Raw genomic sequence first — 18222 nt, 5'->3', positions numbered from 1 at the left:
CCCGTCTTGATGACGGGCTTTTTGTTTCCGTTACTCAAATAATGCGAAATCATTCATTAACAATTGCGCAAAACAATTTAACAGATTTATCATACCCGCCGATTTCACCAAATGGTTCATTCAAATAACGCAGCGGTGATCTCCAAGACGCTATAAAGGCGTTATGTCCGACTTTTTCATCATGGATCTTCTCTTCTGTTACCCATTTGGTTCAGATGCAATGCTGTCTGGCCAGCGAAGACAAGATTATTTCAGGAGACAGAAATGGCTTTAGGTAATTCGCTACGTGGGTTCCCCCGGATCCTGCTGTGGCTGCTGGTCGGTCTGATGGCACTCATCGGGCTGGCGGTCGGTGGGCTGGGCTTTAAGCTCGCCACCGTAGGGGGAAGCTGGTACTTCCTGATCATGGGTGTGGTGATGCTGATCGCCGCGTTCCTCATTGCGCGCCGTCGCGCCAGCGGCATCATCCTTTACGCGGTAGCGTTTATCGCCTCGCTGGTTTGGGCCGTGAGCGACGCGGGCTGGGATTTCTGGCCGCTGTTCTCGCGCCTGTTCACCTTGGCGGTGCTGGCCTTCCTCGCCGCCATCGTCTGGCCGTTCCTGCGTGGCGCAGAGCAACCGGTTAACAAAGCCCCGGCGTTCACCATTGCTGCCGTGCTGGCGGTGGTGATGCTGGTGAGCATCGGCTGGATGTTTAAGCCACAAACCCTGGTCGCGGCTAACGAACCCGTCCCGGTTAAACCGGTCGCCGAAGGTCAGCAGCAGAAGAACTGGGCGCACTGGGGTAACACCACCCACGGCGACCGTTTTGCCGCGCTGGACCAGATTAACAAGCAGAACGTGAACGATCTGAAGGTGGCCTGGGTTGCCCATACCGGCGACATTCCGCAGAGCAACGGCTCCGGCGCGGAAGACCAGAACACCCCACTGCAGATTGGCGATACGCTGTTTGTCTGTACTCCGTACAGCAAAGTGCTGGCGCTGGACGTGGACTCCGGGAAAGAGAAGTGGCGTTACGATTCGAAAGCCACTGCGCCAAACTGGCAGCGCTGCCGTGGGCTGGGCTATTTCGAAGAGACCACCAAGGTGACAACGTCACCGACAGAGACTCAACCTGCCGCCTGTGCGCGCCGTCTGTTCCTGCCGACCACCGATGCCCGTCTGATTGCGCTTAATGCCGATAACGGTCAGCTGTGCGACGACTTTGGCGACCACGGCGTGGTTGACCTTGGTGTGGGCATGGGTGAAATCAAGCCTGGCTACTATCAGCAGACCTCCACCCCGCTGGTGGCGGGTAATGTGGTGGTCGTAGGTGGACGCGTGGCGGATAACTTCTCCACCGGTGAACCGCCTGGTGTGGTCCGTGCTTACGACGTGCATACCGGGAAACTGGCGTGGGCCTGGGATCCAGGCAATCCAAACCTCACCGGCCTGCCGCCGGAAGGCCAGACCTACACCCGCGGGACGCCGAACGTCTGGTCAGCGATGTCCTATGACGCGAAGCTGAACCTGATCTACCTCCCGACCGGTAACGCCACCCCAGACTTCTACGCGGGCGAACGTACCGAGCTGGACGATAAATACAGCTCCTCGATTGTGGCGGTGGATGCCGCGACCGGTCAGGTCCGCTGGCATTTCCAGACCACCCATCACGATCTGTGGGATTTCGACCTGCCTTCTCAGCCGCTGCTGTACGATTTGCCGGATGATAAAGGCGGCTCGACCCCGGTGCTGGTGCAGACCAGCAAGCAGGGCATGATCTTCATGCTCAACCGCGAAACCGGCGAGCCGGTGGCAAAAGTGGAAGAGCGTCCGGTGCCTGCCGGGAATGTCGAGGGCGAGCGTTATTCCCCTACCCAGCCGTACTCGGTGGGCATGCCGATGATTGGCAACCAGACCCTGCACGAGTCGGATATGTGGGGCGCGACGCCGGTTGACCTGCTGCTGTGCCGCATCCAGTTTAAAGAGATGCGCCATCAGGGCGTCTATACCCCGCCGGGTCTGGATCGCTCCCTGCAGTTCCCGGGCTCTCTGGGCGGGATGAACTGGGGCAGCGTGTCGGTGGACCCGAACAATAGCCTGATGTTCGTTAACGATATGCGTCTGGGGCTGGCGAACTACATGGTGCCGCGCGCCAATGTGGCTAAAAACGCCAGCGGGATTGAGATGGGGATCGTCCCGATGGACGGTACACCGTTTGGCGCCATGCGTGAGCGTTTCCTGTCGCCGCTGGGCATTCCGTGCCAGAAACCGCCGTTCGGCACCATGTCTGCGGTCGATCTGAAGTCCGGCAAGCTGGTGTGGCAGGTTCCGGTGGGTACCGTTGAAGATACCGGTCCGCTGGGCATTCGCATGCACATGCCAATCCCAATCGGCATGCCGACCCTGGGGGCATCGCTCTCCACCCAGTCTGGCCTGCTGTTCTTCGCCGGGACTCAGGACTTCTACCTGCGCGCGTTCGATACCGCCAACGGGAAAGAGATCTGGAAAGACCGTCTGCCGGTGGGCAGCCAGTCCGGGCCGATGACCTACGTGTCCCCGAAAACCGGGAAGCAGTACATCATCATCAATGCGGGTGGCGCACGTCAGTCACCGGATCGCGGGGATTACATCATCGCGTACGCCTTGCCTGATAAGCAGTAATGGTGAAACCGGCCACTGATGTGGCCGGTTTTTTTTGTCTTTACGGTGTGCCGGACAGAGAGTTTTCGACCCAGGTCGCCGTCTTGCCGTTCTGGTAACTTGCCACCAGATTCTGCCTGACCCCGGCTGGCCAGCAGCTGCGCATCACTGCCCGCTTTGTCTCGTCGAAGAAGGGTTTGTCCCCCGCAGCCTCGTAGTCCGCCGCCCTTCCGTTCAGCTTGACGTTAAACGACACCGTGACTCTGCCGGAGTAGTTCTGCGCCGCGGCCTGCTCTGGATAGCGAGGTTGCACCCGATAAACGTCGCCGTCGCAGTCCGCCTGGCCGCTGTCTGCGGTCGACGTGCTGCCGCCCACCGGAAAGGAGAGACCAACCCCTACGCCGCTGCTCCCCCCGCCTCCGCCGATCCCTACACCGCCAATCCCCACGCTGCCGCCTGATGCGCATCCGGCCAGTAGCCACGCGGCGCAAACCACCTGCATAAATTGTCTCATCGCCTGTTCCTCTTCAGCCCTTACAACCAGCATAGCGGGGAATAAAAAAAGGGTTCATGTCGAAACATGAACCCTTTTTGCCCGGCGGCGCTTCGCTTGCACGGGCCTACGGTTTGTAGGCCCGGTAAGGCGTAGCCGCCACCGGGCTGGATACGCGCTGGGATCAGAAAGTTTCCCAGTTATCCCCATCGGCAACGGCCGGGCGCAGCGGTACGGCTGCAGTGGCCGGGACAACTGTGCTGCTGCTGCGGGTCTGGGTCATACCGTGCAGACGGAAGGTACCTACTGCTTCGGTCAGACGGGCAGCCTGATCTTCCAGCGAGGCGGCGGCGGCGGAGGCTTCTTCCACCAGCGAGGCGTTCTGCTGGGTCACTTTATCCATCTCCGAGATCGCCTGGCTGACCTGCACAATGCCACGGCTCTGCTCGTCTGAGGCGGCGGCGATCTCCAGCATAATATCGGTCACGCGTTTCACCGCGTCCACGATCTCGCTCATGGTGTTACCAGCAGCAACCACTTCCCCGGAGCCCTGGTCAATAAGCGACACCGACTCGTTGATCAGCCCTTCAATCTCTTTCGCAGCGTTGGCGCTGCGGCTGGCCAGCGTACGCACTTCGCTGGCAACCACCGCAAACCCACGGCCCTGCTCACCGGCGCGGGCCGCTTCCACCGCGGCGTTCAGCGCCAGGATGTTGGTCTGGAAAGCGATGCTGTTGATCACCGCGGTGATCTCAGAGATTTTCTTCGAGCTGGTGGAGATGTTGCCCATGGTTTTCACCACCCCGGAGACCATCTGGCCGCCACGGCTGGCTTTACCGGAAGCATCTTCCGCCAGTTTGCTGGCGTGATGGGCGTTATCGGCGTTCTGCTTCACGGTGGCGGTCAGCTGCTCCATGCTGGCTGCCGTCTGCTCAATGGCCGCAGCCTGCTGTTCGGTACGGGATGAGAGATCGGTGTTCCCGGCCGAGATTTCGCTGGTGCCGCGGTAGATCTCTTCCGCGCCCTGACGCACGGTGCCAACGGTGCCCACCAGCGAACGCTGCATGGTTTGCAGGTCGTGGGTCAGACGGCCAATTTCGCTGCGTCCGGTCAGATCCTCGGCCAGGGTCAGGTCGCCTTTGGCGATATGGGCAATGCGATTCGCCGCGCGCTGCAGCGGGTTAATCACCGTGCGACGCAGCACAATAAAGGTCAGCACCGTCATCACCAGCGCCAGACCAATGGCACCGACCATAAAGATCAGCCCCATCTGGGTGCGGGTGTGCGCCTCTTCGGTCAGCATAGTGGCGCGGTCAGTACGGATCTTGATCGCCTTCAGCAGCACCACGTTATAGGCGTCATCCAGCGGACGCGCCGACTCATTTTCATGGTTGATGATGGCTTCGAACATGCCGTTTTTGGCATATTTCAGCATCGGCTGCAGGCCGTCGATGTAGGCCTGATAGTTGGATTTCAGCTCGCCATCCAGCGCTTCATCCGCCGGAGTACGAACGCCGCGATCCATATAGGCGGCAAAGCCTGCCTGGGACTGTTTAATACGCTGTTCAGCTTCGGCGATGTTCTTTTTCATCGCCTCCATTTCCGCGATACGGCTGGCGGCACCCGCGTGGATCATGTTGATACGCGCCGTGCGCAGGTGGTTTGAACTGTTGGATAACCCGGTACGCACCTGGATTTCAGCGGTCACATCCCGCAGATCCTTATCGGCCTGCAGTAAAAAATAGCCTGCCAGCCCGGCGCTCAGGGCAAACAGCAAAATAATACCACCCAAAATCGAGGAGATAAGCGGAAGCAGCCTGATGTGATGCAGGAAGCCCAGCTTATGTTGCGCCCGAACTGTTGTTGTTTTGTCCATAGCCGTTGACTCTCTTAGAGGTAAGATGCGTGCAAACACGCCTGTAAAATAGTCATCGGCACTACAAGGAATTTGATTACGGCTAAGATCGCAACACGGGTCACACTTTCGCAATGATTTTTAAAGAAATGTCGTCCCGCTGCCCGTAAAGGCACAGCGGGAGAAAAGATCGATCAGTTATCGCCGAAATGGATAACGGTGCGGATGGATTTGCCTTCATGCATCAGATCGAACGCTTCGTTGATCTGGTCCAGCGGCAGACGGTGGGTAATGAACGGATCGAGCTGAATTTTGCCCGCCATCGCATCTTCTACCATGCCCGGCAGCTGGGTACGGCCTTTGACGCCGCCAAAGGCAGAACCACGCCAGACGCGACCGGTCACCAGCTGGAACGGACGGGTTTTGATCTCCTGCCCGGCTCCGGCCACGCCGATGATGACGCTTTCGCCCCAGCCCTTGTGGCAGCACTCCAGCGCCGCACGCATCACGTTGACGTTACCGATGCACTCGAAGCTGAAGTCGACGCCGCCGTCGGTGAGGTCAACAATCACCTCCTGCACCGGCTTGTCGTAGTCGTTCGGGTTGATGAAATCGGTCGCGCCCATTTCTCCGGCCAGCTTGAATTTCTCCGGGTTGGTATCCACGGCCAGAATGCGTCCGGCTTTCGCCTGCACCGCACCCTGGATCACCGCCAGACCGATCCCGCCCAGACCGAATACCGCGACGGTATCGCCCTCTTTTACTTTGGCGGTATTGTGCACGGCACCAATCCCGGTGGTGACGCCGCAGCCCAGCAGGCAGACTTTATCCAGCGGTGCCTGCGGGTTCACTTTCGCCAGAGAAATTTCTGCACACACGGTGTATTCGCTGAAGGTGCTGGTGCCCATGTAGTGATAGATCGGCTCGCCGTTGTACGAGAAACGGGTGGTGCCGTCCGGCATCAGGCCTTTACCCTGGGTGGCGCGAACCGCCTGGCAGAGGTTGGTTTTGCCGGATTTACAGAACTTACACTCGCGACACTCGGCGGTGTACAGCGGGATGACGTGATCGCCCGGCTGCAGGCTGGTGACGCCCTCACCGACTTCCACCACCACGCCGCCGCCTTCATGGCCGAGCACCGCCGGGAAAACGCCTTCCGGATCGTCACCCGACAGGGTAAACGCATCGGTGTGGCACACGCCGGTGTGGGTGATTTTGACCAGCACTTCGCCTTTCTTCGGCGGTGCCACATCAATCTCAACAATTTTCAGCGGCTGGCCTGGGCCAAATGCAACAGCTGCACGTGATTTCATCTTGCTTTCCTTTTAGTGATGTCAGGTGTTTATTTTAGATAAGAGCGCAGCAAATGACCGACTTCTGCCATTCTGACGGCCCGCTGATCGGCGGTAGTCTCGCCCGTCACCAGCTCATCTTTGAGGTGAATTTCAACCATCTCGCCCATCAACCCGTTTGCCGCCCCGCGCACCGCGGCGATCTGCTGCAGGATGGCGAGGCAGGGTTCGCCGGATTCGAGCGCCCGCTCCAGGGCATCGACCTGCCCGCGAATGCGGCGCACGCGCGTCAGGACACGTTTTTTATCTTCAGGTGAATGTGGCATGGGAGGGGCTCCTGGATACTGTAGGGGGGTATGGTATGCGATCTGCTACCGCGATGTAAACCGTGATATCTACGCAGCCCGGTAAAGGTGACGTCCCACTGGCTTACCCAACTTTGCGCTTTCTTACTTTATCGCTCGAATAAATATCAAAGCGGCATGTCATCATGTTGGCAAATACCCCCACCACGACGTTGCGACACGTCCGGATAATAAAAAAGGCCTGCACCACTATGATAAAACTTACCCCGGCACTCCTCCTTGCGGGAAGCGTTCTCCTCGCGGGCTGTGATATGGAGCTCTCGCAGGAAGCGAAATCCAAAGTTGAAGAGACGACCCAGGAGGCGAATGCCTCGGTAGAGGCGTTAACCCACTCCGTGAACAGCGAAATGGAAAAAGCTAAACAGAGCGCTCTCACCTCTACCCTGTCGGAAGAGACGAACAAGCAAATCGACAGCGTTAAGCAGAAAGCGGAGGAGATCGGCAATATGAAAGTCTCCGAACTGCTCAGTTTTGGTGGCGATAACGACGCGGAAAGTGAATCTGAAGAGAACTGATCCCGGTTAACGCTAAACGCCAGTCCGACTCGCTGCGGACTGGCTTAGCTGATGCGTCCTGCCCGACCTCATACCGGCTTGATGTTCTGATTCATCCGGAACAGATTTGTCGGGTCATACTTGCTCTTGATCTCCACCAGCCGGTTCCAGGTCGCACCGTAGGCGAAGGCGATGCGGTCGGTCTCCTCTTGAGTGAGGAAGTTAATATAGGCCCCGCTGCTGGCAAAAGGCTGGGATTGGGCGAAGAACGCCCGCGCCCAGGCGATGCAGCGCTCATCCTCGGCGGCGGTTTCCCAGCGGCCATGTACGTTCATCACGTAATTCGCATCCCGGCTGGAGTAGGCCATGGCTTCGGGGGCGATGCGGGTCGTCTCACCGCCAATCGTCCCGATAAATATTTCACAGTGCGGTGACGGCAGTCTGGCCGCGTAGTCGACGATGGCATCGATCACCCCGTCGCTGATTTGCGTGAAGTTGTGTGACTTCCAGTAGTTGCGCGCCCCTTTCGCCAGCAGCGGATCGAATGCCTGCTGCCAGGCGACATAGGGCTGCACGCCGACGTGCTCGCCAATCACCGTCCCGAAGTCGCGCAGCGGCGCGATAAGTTGCTCTCCCATTTCAGGATGGCCGACATAGCACAGGGCGAGCGCCACCATCTCTTTCCCGTGAAACGCTTCAGGCAGGAAAGGCAGCGGTGGTGCCTTGCGGGTGACCATCCAGACATTGAGCTCTTCCGGCATGCTACAGGTGAAGCGGGCAAACTGGGTGATCACCTGCTTTGCCTCTTCAAACGGAAAGACGATCAGCCCGCTTAGCACATCCGGCCCAACGGGATGGAGCCGGAAGTCAAAGCGTGTTACCACCCCGAAGTTACCGCCCCCGCCCCGCAGGCCCCAGAAGAGATCCGCATTTTCTGATTCGCTGGCGTAAAGCTGTCGGCCATCTGCCGTGACCACTTCTGCCGAGATCAGGTTGTCGATGGTCATGCCGTACTTGCGACTCAGCCAGCCGAAACCGCCCCCGAGCGTCAGGCCGGCCACCCCGGTGGTCGAATTGATGCCCAGCGGTGTGGCGAGGCCATGGACCTGCACCGCCCGATCAAAATCCCCCAGCGTGCAGCCTGGCCCGACGCTGGCCGTTCGGGTGGTCGGGTCCACCTGCACGTCCTTCATCAGCGAGAGGTCGATCATCAGCCCGTCGTCGCACACGGCGTTGCCGGCGATGTTGTGTCCTCCTCCGCGGATCGAAATGAGCAGATTTTGCGTGCGACCAAACTGAATGGCCCGAATAACATCTTCCGTTGACGCGCAGCGTGCGATTACTGCGGGTTTGCGGTCGACCATGGCGTTCCAGATCTGGCGCACCTCGTCGTAGCCAGCATCGTCCGGAAGAAGCACTTCCCCCTGGAAGTGCGTTTTAAATTCATCGATTGTGACCTTCATGATTATCCCCTGGCGTTGTTTAACCCTACTAATTATGGTGGGTTTCGCGCGTCATGAGGGTGTGAAGCGGGATTTATTCAGGTGTACCCGTAAGGGAAATTTTCAGCATAACCTTAAGGCAGCCCCAGCCGGGATCGGCCAGACTTAACCTTTTTGTTTATAAGGATGCCCCGCGATGAGACGTTTGGTCATGTCGATCTTCTCCAGCCCGGAGTCATTGCTGCAGGTAATGAGTCAGCAGGAAATCATTGAAGCCGTCGAGGACGGCGACCGTATTATTATCGATCAGGACGGTAACGCCTCGGTCAACTACAAGAGCAAAGAGGTGCGTGAGGACTTTCTGCGCCATGTTAACGCGCTGAAGAGGGCCTGATATGGGAACGGCGATATTTATGGTGTTGATGGTGTGCGGATACTGGTACACCAGCCGCGACCTCTCCACCCGGTTTAAAATTAAGCGTTCTTTTGGCTGGGATGTCTATTTTCTGGTCGCGCTGTATGGCTGTATTTTCGTCCTGCAGGGGGTGATCGCCACTGGCCTGCTCTGGCTGCTGCTGCTCGGGGTCTCCTGGGCTGCCAATACCTTCCATCTTACTGCGCAGCCCGACGCTAACTGGCAAGTGGATTTTATGAACTGGAGCTTTCTGGGCATCCAGGCGCCGGTGGTGATAATGCTGGCCTTTGCGATCCTGTTTTGTCTCTATCGCTCCAACTGGGCGGGCAGCGCCAGGCTGGACGGCGAAGGCCGGAAACAGCTGTATAAACGCCTGTCGCAATCAAGCGGTATCGAGCAGTTGCTGTATCAGTGTATGGAGGAAGGTGAACTGGCGCTGGTGACCCTCAAGTCGCGACGCATTTACATCGGTATGATCCATACCGCGACGCTGGAATACGAAAAGACGGCCAATATCGTGCTGATCCCGATGCTCAGCGGCTACCGTGACGGTACGACGCTGAACCTGTGCATTGAGCATAATTACAGCAAGTGGTATGCCGACCATGACATCACCCTCGACTCCCAGCCCAGAAGCGCGATGGCCTTTCGAAAAGTGATTATGTTGGATCAAATTGAAAGTCTCTCATTATTCGATCCGGCCAGTGCCAGCGCGCTGGATCTGGAGCAGCGTTCGGAGAAAATTGACTGATCGGTTCAGCGATCATGAAGATGGCTCATGTTGTAGTGAAATTTAGTCGCTTTCACTCGTTCCGGGGCTCTGGCATAAAAGATGCATTAACGTATCAATAACATAAAGAGTGAAATGAAATCGTTTCACTCTTTAGGCCAGCGCTCAGGAAGTGAGATGACGATGAATAAAGACTTCACCTTTACGATCAAACGCAGTCGGTTCGATGAGAATTACAATCCCTCAGAAAACACGCGCATTACCACTAACTTTGCCAATCTGGCCCGGGGCGACAACCGCCAGCAGAACCTGCGTAATACCTTAGCGATGATCGATAATCGTTTTAACGCCCTCGCCCACTGGGATAACCCCAAAGGCGATCGTTATACCGTTGAGCTGGACATTATCTCTGTCGAGATGAATATTGATGCGGAAGATAACCGCTTCACCTTCCCGGCAATCGAAATATTAAAAACCAATATTGTCGATAAAAAAACCAACGAGCGTATTGAAGGTATTGTCGGGAATAACTTCTCTTCCTACGTCCGGGATTATGATTTCAGCGTCTTGCTGCCGGATCACAATAAGCAGCAGACCGAGTTCAGCATTCCGCAGGATTTTGGTGCGTTACATGGCAATATCTTCAAGCATTTCGTGAATTCAGAAGCGTACCAGCAGAACTTTAACAAGCCGCCGGTGATCTGCCTTAGCGTCTCCAATAAAAATGTCTATCAACGCATCGGGAATGAACATCCGGTATTAGGCATCGAATATCAGCAGCAGGGGTCGTCCCTGACGGAAGCGTACTTCAAAAAAATGGGCCTGCAGGTGCGCTATTTTATGCCGCCAAACAGTGCTGCCCCGCTGGCGTTCTTTTTCATCGGCGATTTACTGAATGACTACAGCTTTATTGAGCTGATCGGCACCATCAGCACCATGGAGACGTTCCAGAAAATCTACCGGCCTGAGATTTACAACGCGAACTCGGTCGCCGGGCACTATTATCAGCCCAGCCTGACGAACCAGGATCACTCCTTAACCAAGATCGTTTACGATCGCGAAGAGCGTAGCCAGTTAGCGATTGAGCAGGGCAAATTTACTGAGAAACATTTCATCACCCCGTACAAGAATATTCTTGAGCAATGGTCTGCTCAGTACGCGCGTTGATTCATTAAAAATATAAGGTCACCTGTTATGAAAACATTGCTCCCCACGTCTACAGCCGGCAGCTTGCCTAAACCGTCCTGGCTTGCCCAACCTGAGACCCTGTGGTCCCCCTGGAAGCTGGAAAACGAGGAATTACTCGCCGGTAAGCAGGATGCGCTGCGTTTATCCCTCGACGATCAGCTGCGGGCGGGGATTGATATCGTCAGCGATGGTGAGCAAACGCGTCAGCATTTCGTCACCACGTTTATTGAGCACCTCAGCGGCGTCGATTTTGAGAAGCGCGAAGTGGTTAAAATCCGTAATCGCTATGATGCCAGCGTGCCGACGGTGGTGGGTGCTGTCGCCCGCCAGAAGCCGGTGTTTGTTGAGGATGCTAAATATCTCCGTCAGCTCACCACCCAGCCGATTAAATGGGCGCTGCCGGGTCCGATGACGATGATCGACACCCTCTATGACAACCACTATAAAAGCCGCGAAAAACTGGCCTGGGAGTTCGCAAAGATCCTCAACCAGGAAGCCAGAGAGTTAGAAGCAGCGGGTGTGGACATTATTCAGTTTGATGAACCGGCCTTTAACGTGTTCTTCGACGAGGTCAATGACTGGGGGATCGCCGCATTAGAACGCGCCATCGAAGGGCTGAAATGCGAAACGGCGGTACATATCTGCTACGGCTATGGCATCAAAGCCAATACCGACTGGAAAAAGACCCTGGGCTCAGAGTGGCGGCAATATGAAGAGGCGTTCCCGAAACTGCAGACCTCGAATATCGATATCATCTCCCTGGAGTGCCATAACTCCCGCGTGCCGATGGATCTGTTGGAGCTGATCCGCGGTAAAAAAGTGATGGCGGGCGCTATCGATGTGGCGACCAATACCATCGAGACGCCAGAAGAGGTTGCCAACACCTTACGCAAAGCGCTGCAGTTCGTTGATGCCGACAAGCTCTACCCTTCAACCAACTGTGGGATGGCACCGTTATCCCGCCAGGTGGCTAACGGCAAGCTCAATGCCTTAAGTGCCGGGGCGGAGATTATTCGCAGAGAGCTATAAGATTTAGTACGAGCGTAGGCCGGGCAAGCGAAGCGCCCCCGGCTTTTCCATTTTGTCACTTCTGAAATTCACTTTATTCGTATTGCCTGAATCACCCCCTCACCTTATTATTTTTCCCGTTCTTTCACGCCCCGGGATAATCCGCAAAAATAGCCATTAAATTATTTAATTCCAGAAATTCAGGCATCATAATAAAATCAGAAGGTCGTTATGAATACAAAAGGTTTACTCCTTATTATTATTGGCGCGCTGTTTGAATGCGCATGGGCTTACGGGCTTAAACACGCTGAAGGCACTGTAGAAATCTTTTTAACCGTCGTGTGCGTGGTGGCCAGTTTCGGCATCTTCATGCTTTCGTTCAACTATGTCGGAGCGAGTATTGCCTACGTGGTTTACACCGGACTCGGCACCCTGTTTGTCGTCCTCATCGAAATGGCAGACACCTTGTCTCACGGAGGTCAGCCGGAACTCCTTCGTATCGTTTTTGTTGTTACTCTGATGCTGGGCGTGATTGGTGTTAAAGGAGCAAAGTCATGATCTCTTATATTATTTTATGCGTGGCTGGATGCTTTGAGGTTGCAGGTATCTCCACGCTCAACGGTTATGCTAATGCAGGCAGTGTAAGTCGTAAGGTTATGTTCCTTCTGGCCACAATTTTACTCTTTACCGTTGCACTCAGCGCCCTGAGTATCTCCATGCGTGAGATCCCACTCTCCGTGGCCTATGCCATTTTTACGGGGGTGGGTGCCGTCGGTGCGGTGGCGGTGGGTGTGTTTATTAACGATGACAAAATCCACCTGCGTAAGGGTCTTAGTATTTCTCTTATTATCTTCAGCGCGATCATGCTGAAACTTGTTTGATTTATTTGTCCTCTCTTTCAGACAGGATATTGAATGAAAGAGAGCATTTTTTAAATCAGTATTACCTGTCGGTAAAATAATTCACTATAAAATCAGTAAAGGCTTTGAGTCTTGAGGGCGCATATTTATTAGTGGGCCAGACCAGATTCATTTCATAATTTTGTTCCACGATATTTTCCAGCACAACGTCCAGTTCGCCTGATGCAATATATTTCTCCGTCAGCAGCCCCGGCATAAAGGCAATACCTTTACTATCGAGCGCCAGCCCGAGACGCACGTCCGTGCTATTACAGATGAGTGACGGGATAACGTCCACAACGCCGGATGCCGGATGTTGCAGTGGCCAGGGCTCGGTCCGTCCACTTGAGGGATAGCGGTACTGGATGCAGGTATGGGAACGGAGATCGTCCACGGTCGCAGGGACGCCATATCTCCTGAGGTAGTCCGGCGATGCCACCAGATTCATGGCGCAGTTGCCGAGTGAACGGGCGGTCAGCCGGGAATCCGACAGCTGCCCGACGCGTATCACCGCGTCGAATCCCTCATCTATCACATCTACCAGCCTGTCACTGAGATCGACCTCCAGAGTTACGGCCTGGTATTGCGCCATAAAACGGCTGATAACCGGCAGGAAAAAAGACGGCATATTGGGCAGACTCACGCGAAGCTTGCCTCTGGGCTCGCCTGAAATGGACGAGAGTTCTTCCTTTGCTGACGTCAGTTCATCAAGAATGACCCGGCTGTGCTCAAGAAACATCTCCCCTTCCTGCGTCAGGCTTAAGCCGCGCGTGTTCCGGTTAAGCAGCCGCGTACCCAGCTCCTCTTCGGTTTTGCTGACTAACTTGCTCACGGCTGAGGGGGAGATATTCAGCTCACGCGCTGCGGCCGCGAAACTGCCCAGGTCGGCAATCTTCACGAACGCTGTAATACCGTCAACCAGGTTCATCCTCTTCTCCTGTGAAATGGGGGTTGCAGTCCGGCCATCTTATCCCATCCTTACATTCCATTTCGTCACGACTGAATTACCGGAACAGACAATTGTTCGATGCGCTTCTCAGGTCTACCCTTGAAGTTCTATTCTCAGGCCGTCTGTCCGACTTTCTTCATCAGAACGGAGCTCTTAGAGGAAACCATGTCATCAGAAAAACGATCAGCAAGCATAAGCGCACAGCCTCTGGATATCAGCACAAGCGTCAGCGTACACGGCGCCAGAACACACAATCTCAGGGATGTTTCCTTCTCCTTTCCCCGCGACGCCATGGTGGTATTTACCGGGATCTCCGGCTCGGGTAAATCCTCCCTGGCGTTTGACACACTGTATGCCGAGGCGCAGCGTCGGTTTATGGAATCCATCGCGCCGCACGCGCGACGCCTGATTGAACAGGCTTCCGCCCCGGACGTGGATGGGATAGACGGTCTGCCGCCCGCCGTTGCCCTGCAGCAGAGCCGGGCCGGGGCGCAGGAGCGCTCTACGGTAGGCAGCCTGACGCGGATCTCCGTCACCCTGAGGCTGCTGTTTTCCCGCGCGGGCCTCCGTCCCGCTGACGTCCCGTTCCTGCCCGCCGAATCATTTTCCCCTAATAACCCCCAGGGCGCCTGCCCCGCCTGTCAGGGAATGGGAATGATCCATGAAGTCAGGGACGATGCGCTTGTCCCTGACGGGTCGCGAAGCATCCGCGAAGGCGCAATAGCCTCCTGGCCCAACGGCTGGCAGGCGAAAAATCTGCGTTCAATTCTCGATTCGCTGGGCTACGACATCGATGCCCCGTGGAACACGCTGGCTGAAGAAGACAGGAAGTGGATCCTTTTCACCGACGAACAGCCGTCGGTACCCATCTTTATGGGGCTGAATGCGGAGCAGCGCCGGGAGGCAATCGCGGCAGGCACCGAGCCCGCCTATACCGGCACCTATACCAGCGCCAGAAAATACCTGCTACAGAGCTACTCAGGCGGTAAGGATTCGGTGAAAAAACGCCTTTCACGCTTCATTACCGTTGCCCCGTGCCACGAGTGTCAGGGTAAGCGGCTCAACCAGAATGCCCTTGCTTACACCTTTGCAGGCCACGACATTGCCGAAATGGGTGAGCTGACGATAACGCAGCTCAAAGCGCTGCTTTTACCCTTTGCCGAAGGCCGTTCCCGGCAGATCTCCAGCGAGGCCGCGGTCCGGGAGGCCGTCATCAGGATGACAACCGATATCTGCGGTCGCCTCGATCAGCTCGAAAAGCTGGGCCTCGGTCACCTGTCTCTCGGCCGGCGGACTACCATGCTGTCGTCCGGAGAGCTGCAGCGGATCCGTCTGGCCACGCAGCTTATCTCCCGGCTGTTTGGCGTGATCTACGTGCTTGACGAACCCGCGGCCGGCCTGCACCCAGAGGACGTACGCGCCCTGCTCCAGTCCCTGCGCTTACTGCTGGAGGCCGGCAACTCGCTGGTTATCGTCGAGCACAATCTGGACGTTATCGCCGAAGCCGACTGGTTAACGGAGATTGGTCCCGGGCCGGGACGGCTGGGGGGCGAAATCGTGTATAACGGCCCGCCTTCCGGTCTCAGACAGATATCTCGTTCACCTACTGCAGGCTATCTGTTCGATAAGCACCGTCCGGGCCTGCGCCAGCGTCGGCTTCCCGAGCACTGGCTGAAGCTTGAGCAGGTCACCAGCAATAATATTCACGGGTTGGATGTCGGCATTCCCCTTGAACGGATGACCGTTATCACTGGCGTATCCGGCTCGGGTAAGTCAACGCTTCTGGCCCGGGTGCTCCCTACCCTGCTTCAGCGACTCGACAAAACGCCAAAGGATGAAGATAACGAGGAAGAGAGCCTGGTGCCGGACGTACAGGGTCACATCACCGCGGGTGGTACTTCCCTCAAGCGTCTGGTCAGTATCGATCAACGGCCTATCGGGCGTACGCCGCGTTCAAATCTGGCCACCTATACCGGCTTTTTTGACACCGTGCGTAAGCTTTTTGCCGAAACCGACGAGGCGAAAAAACGCGGTTTTGACGCCAGCCGATTTTCCTTTAACCTGCCCGCCGGACGTTGCTCCGCCTGCGAGGGCCAGGGGCAAATCACCATTGAGCTGATGTTTATGCCTCAGGCGAGCGCGCCGTGTTCCGCCTGCGGTGGACGTCGCTACAACGACGAGACGCTGGAGGTGCGGTGGCACAACAGAACCATAGCGGATGTGCTGGATCTCACCGTCGACGAAGCCATCTCTGTCTTCAGGAATAACGACACCATCCAGCGATCCCTTGCCGCCCTTGCCTCGCTAGGCCTCGGCTACCTGAAGCTGGGCCAGCCGGCCACCGAGCTGTCCGGCGGTGAATGCCAGCGCATCAAGCTTGCCTGGGAGCTGCAGCGCGCGCAGCGAGGTAAAACGCTCTATCTGCTGGACGAGCCCTCCACAGGGCTGCATCCGGCAGATATGGATAAACTGATGGGGGTCCTCGACAGGCTGGTTCAGCGCGGTGATACGGTAGTGATGGCGGAACACGATATGCGGATTGCGTCAGAAGCCGACTGGATCCTCGATCTCGGACCCGGCTCGGGCGAAAACGGCGGTCAACTCGTTGCGGCCGGCACGCCGGAAGAGGTCAGCCGCTCACTGCAAAGCCTCACCGCGCCCTATCTGTCGGCCAGGTTGAAAAAACGGATTGGCGATCTTGTGGAATAACGTCGGTCAGATCTTCTCATGGTTACTGAGCGGACGGGGATGTGGCGCTAAGGGTCCGCTTTGAGGGAGAATGACGTTACTATCGGCGACCGCGTCTGGGTTGGAGGTAGATCGGTGATTCTTCCGGGATAAAGATTGGCAATGATGTTGTTATTGCCGCAGGTAGTGTCGTGACCCGTGATATTCGTGACAGGGTTATAGCCGGTGGGGTACCCGCCAGAGTGTTAAAACATATTTAACCTTCCATAATAATTTTGGCACTCAGGGAACCGGTTACGGTAGATATTATCAAACCGGGACGGAGAGCGCAGCGGGGCATGGAGAGTCAGGTAAACTGTTGAATGCGTTAAACTGCTTAACAGCTATACTGATTTAATTCTGAGCCGCATTCGTTGCGGTCAGCCATAACCATTTTTGGAACCGTTATGTTTAAATCGTTCGCCTGGATAAATGAGCCTGCAACGTGGCATTGCCAGAAAGGCACTCTACAGGTCACCACTGATGACAAAACGGATTTCTGGCGCGAAACCTGGTACGGGTTTGAACGCTTTTCCGGTCATGTTTTTGCCACTGAGGTTGAGGGAGATTTTACTTTCCAGCTCAAGATCTGCGCAGACTTTACCACGCTGTACGATCAGGCCGGACTGATGCTGATATGTGATGAACAGCACTGGTTAAAAGCGGGGGTTGAATATAACGACGGCGCGCCCGCCATTGGCAGCGTGCTGACACTCGGCCATTCCGACTGGGCTACAGGCATTTTTCCCGGCGATGCGCGAGCGTTCTGGCTGAGGCTCACGCGTAAAGGAGACAGCCTGAGACTACAGTATTCAACAGAGGGACAGACGTGGCCTTTAATACGCCTGAGCTATTTTCCGCCGGGTCCGGTCAAGATCGGTACAATGTGTTGTACTCCGGAGCGGGCTGGCCTGGATGTCGTGTTTCAGGACATCCTTTTAACGCCGCCGCTGGATAAGGCACTGCATGATTTGAGCTAATGTCACAAGGCCATCCATAAAAGGCGACTACGTCGCCTGTCTGCTTCATAAAGATGTATGAATCAACGGGGAGCAGGCCAGGTATTAACTCGTCAAATACATTACGCGACTCGACGGCGTAACCGGTCCAGCCAGCTGCCCTGGTCCTGATAACCCGCCATCATGCGCCCGCGCAGACTGCCGTCTGAATACAAAAACCTTATTTATCCGGGAGATAACTGATGAAAATGACCGATTTTGTTTATTCCGCCCTGATTGGCCTTGTCGCCAGCTGCCGTTCCATGACGCCGATGGCGGCCATTGCTGCAGCACGCCTTAGTGGGCGCGACACCTCGGGCAAGCTCTTGCTGCTGGACCGTCCGCTATTCAAATTTGGCGCATTAGCGATGGGTGCAGGTGAACTGTTTGGCGACAAGATGAAGTCAGCGCCAGACCGCACCGTCTTTTTGGGTTTGTCCGCACGCGTGGCCAGCGCAGGGATTGCTGGTGCTGCGCTGGCACCCAGAGGAGAAGAAAAAATCGGGGCCGCTATCGCCATCTCTGCCGCGGTGCCAATGGCCTATGCAACGCTTGCGGCACGTAAAAAAGCCATGGCACAGATAGGCCAGACCCGAAGTGGCCTGATTGAAGACACGCTTATCGTCGCCCTTGGGGCAGCGGTGGTCTTCCTGGCAACGCGCTCAGACCGGAATTAAATGCCTCCTGGCAGGGAGTGTGTACCTGACTTCTAAGCACTTTTACCCAGGAGCGAACATCGTCAACA

Annotated in this window: 17 protein-coding genes; 11 read left to right on the top strand and 6 right to left on the bottom strand. The window is 56.2% G+C overall.

Features of this window, described 5'->3' with window-relative positions; translation table 11 throughout:
- Window positions 1-264: 264 nt before the first annotated feature.
- On the top strand, window positions 265-2643 hold the full coding sequence (locus LG383_RS07500; protein ID WP_225758711.1) for a glucose/quinate/shikimate family membrane-bound PQQ-dependent dehydrogenase: 2379 nt from the start codon (window positions 265-267) through the stop codon (window positions 2641-2643).
- 40 nt (window positions 2644-2683) lie between these two features.
- Here the strand turns inward: LG383_RS07500 and LG383_RS07495 are convergent, their stop codons facing one another.
- The 4 genes from LG383_RS07495 to LG383_RS07480 all read right to left on the bottom strand — a co-directional run bounded on the left by LG383_RS07495 (window position 2684) and on the right by LG383_RS07480 (window position 6588).
- Window positions 2684-3136, bottom strand: a complete 453-nt coding sequence (locus LG383_RS07495; protein ID WP_225758710.1) for an energy transducer TonB — start codon at window positions 3134-3136, stop codon at window positions 2684-2686.
- 163 nt (window positions 3137-3299) lie between these two features.
- Window positions 3300-4991, bottom strand: a complete 1692-nt coding sequence (locus LG383_RS07490; protein WP_225758709.1) for a methyl-accepting chemotaxis protein — start codon at window positions 4989-4991, stop codon at window positions 3300-3302.
- A gap of 173 nt (window positions 4992-5164) precedes the next feature.
- On the bottom strand, window positions 5165-6283 hold the full coding sequence (locus LG383_RS07485) for an S-(hydroxymethyl)glutathione dehydrogenase/class III alcohol dehydrogenase (protein ID WP_106993000.1): 1119 nt from the start codon (window positions 6281-6283) through the stop codon (window positions 5165-5167).
- A gap of 29 nt (window positions 6284-6312) precedes the next feature.
- Window positions 6313-6588 carry a metal/formaldehyde-sensitive transcriptional repressor gene (locus tag LG383_RS07480; protein WP_032610935.1) on the bottom strand — a complete coding sequence of 92 codons (276 nt, stop codon included), beginning with the start codon at window positions 6586-6588 and terminating at the stop codon, window positions 6313-6315.
- Window positions 6589-6878: 290 nt separating this feature from the next.
- On the opposite strand from LG383_RS07480, the gene LG383_RS07475 reads away from it, so the two are divergent.
- The gene (locus LG383_RS07475; protein WP_225758708.1) at window positions 6879-7142 is read left to right on the top strand and encodes a hypothetical protein; all 264 of its coding nucleotides are present in this window, start codon (window positions 6879-6881) and stop codon (window positions 7140-7142) included.
- A 68-nt stretch (window positions 7143-7210) separates the two neighbouring features.
- Here LG383_RS07475 and LG383_RS07470 read toward each other — a convergent pair whose 3' ends face one another.
- The gene (locus tag LG383_RS07470; protein WP_225758707.1) at window positions 7211-8584 is read right to left on the bottom strand and encodes an FAD-binding oxidoreductase; all 1374 of its coding nucleotides are present in this window, start codon (window positions 8582-8584) and stop codon (window positions 7211-7213) included.
- 175 nt (window positions 8585-8759) lie between these two features.
- On the opposite strand from LG383_RS07470, the gene LG383_RS07465 reads away from it, so the two are divergent.
- The 6 genes from LG383_RS07465 to LG383_RS07440 all read left to right on the top strand — a co-directional run bounded on the left by LG383_RS07465 (window position 8760) and on the right by LG383_RS07440 (window position 12785).
- Entirely contained in the window at window positions 8760-8957 is a 198-nt protein-coding gene (locus LG383_RS07465) for a hypothetical protein (protein ID WP_106993003.1), read from the top strand.
- A 1-nt stretch (window position 8958) separates the two neighbouring features.
- On the top strand, window positions 8959-9729 hold the full coding sequence (locus LG383_RS07460) for a hypothetical protein (RefSeq protein ID WP_106993004.1): 771 nt from the start codon (window positions 8959-8961) through the stop codon (window positions 9727-9729).
- A 162-nt stretch (window positions 9730-9891) separates the two neighbouring features.
- Complete coding sequence (locus LG383_RS07455) at window positions 9892-10875, top strand: DUF1852 domain-containing protein (protein ID WP_225759516.1); 984 nt, start codon at window positions 9892-9894, stop codon at window positions 10873-10875.
- Window positions 10876-10902: 27 nt separating this feature from the next.
- Window positions 10903-11925 (top strand): methionine synthase, encoded by a 1023-nt coding sequence (locus LG383_RS07450; protein WP_225758706.1) that lies wholly within the window; start codon window positions 10903-10905, stop codon window positions 11923-11925.
- Between the two features lie 210 nt (window positions 11926-12135).
- On the top strand, window positions 12136-12462 hold the full coding sequence (locus tag LG383_RS07445; protein WP_106993006.1) for a multidrug efflux SMR transporter: 327 nt from the start codon (window positions 12136-12138) through the stop codon (window positions 12460-12462).
- The gene (locus tag LG383_RS07440; RefSeq protein WP_225758705.1) at window positions 12459-12785 is read left to right on the top strand and encodes a multidrug efflux SMR transporter; all 327 of its coding nucleotides are present in this window, start codon (window positions 12459-12461) and stop codon (window positions 12783-12785) included. The genes LG383_RS07445 and LG383_RS07440 overlap by 4 nt, the downstream gene beginning before the upstream one ends.
- 61 nt (window positions 12786-12846) lie before the next feature.
- Here the strand turns inward: LG383_RS07440 and LG383_RS07435 are convergent, their stop codons facing one another.
- A complete protein-coding gene (locus LG383_RS07435; RefSeq protein WP_106993008.1) occupies window positions 12847-13731 on the bottom strand; it encodes a LysR family transcriptional regulator in 885 nt (294 codons plus the stop codon).
- Between the two features lie 312 nt (window positions 13732-14043).
- On the opposite strand from LG383_RS07435, the gene LG383_RS07430 reads away from it, so the two are divergent.
- The 3 genes from LG383_RS07430 (at window position 14044) to LG383_RS07420 (ending at window position 18154) form a co-directional block, all read left to right on the top strand.
- Complete coding sequence (locus tag LG383_RS07430) at window positions 14044-16461, top strand: excinuclease ABC subunit A (RefSeq protein ID WP_370635141.1); 2418 nt, start codon at window positions 14044-14046, stop codon at window positions 16459-16461.
- A 425-nt stretch (window positions 16462-16886) separates the two neighbouring features.
- Window positions 16887-17459 carry a DUF1349 domain-containing protein gene (locus LG383_RS07425; RefSeq protein ID WP_225758703.1) on the top strand — a complete coding sequence of 191 codons (573 nt, stop codon included), beginning with the start codon at window positions 16887-16889 and terminating at the stop codon, window positions 17457-17459.
- A gap of 221 nt (window positions 17460-17680) precedes the next feature.
- Window positions 17681-18154 (top strand): hypothetical protein, encoded by a 474-nt coding sequence (locus LG383_RS07420; protein WP_225758702.1) that lies wholly within the window; start codon window positions 17681-17683, stop codon window positions 18152-18154.
- Window positions 18155-18222 lie beyond the last annotated feature (68 nt).

The organism is Leclercia sp. Marseille-Q4284, assembly GCF_916618945.1.
Taxonomy (GTDB): domain Bacteria; phylum Pseudomonadota; class Gammaproteobacteria; order Enterobacterales; family Enterobacteriaceae; genus Enterobacter; species Enterobacter tamurae.
The sequence above is the reverse complement of the archived record's forward strand: the minus strand, read 5'-3'. Positions and strand labels throughout refer to the sequence as shown.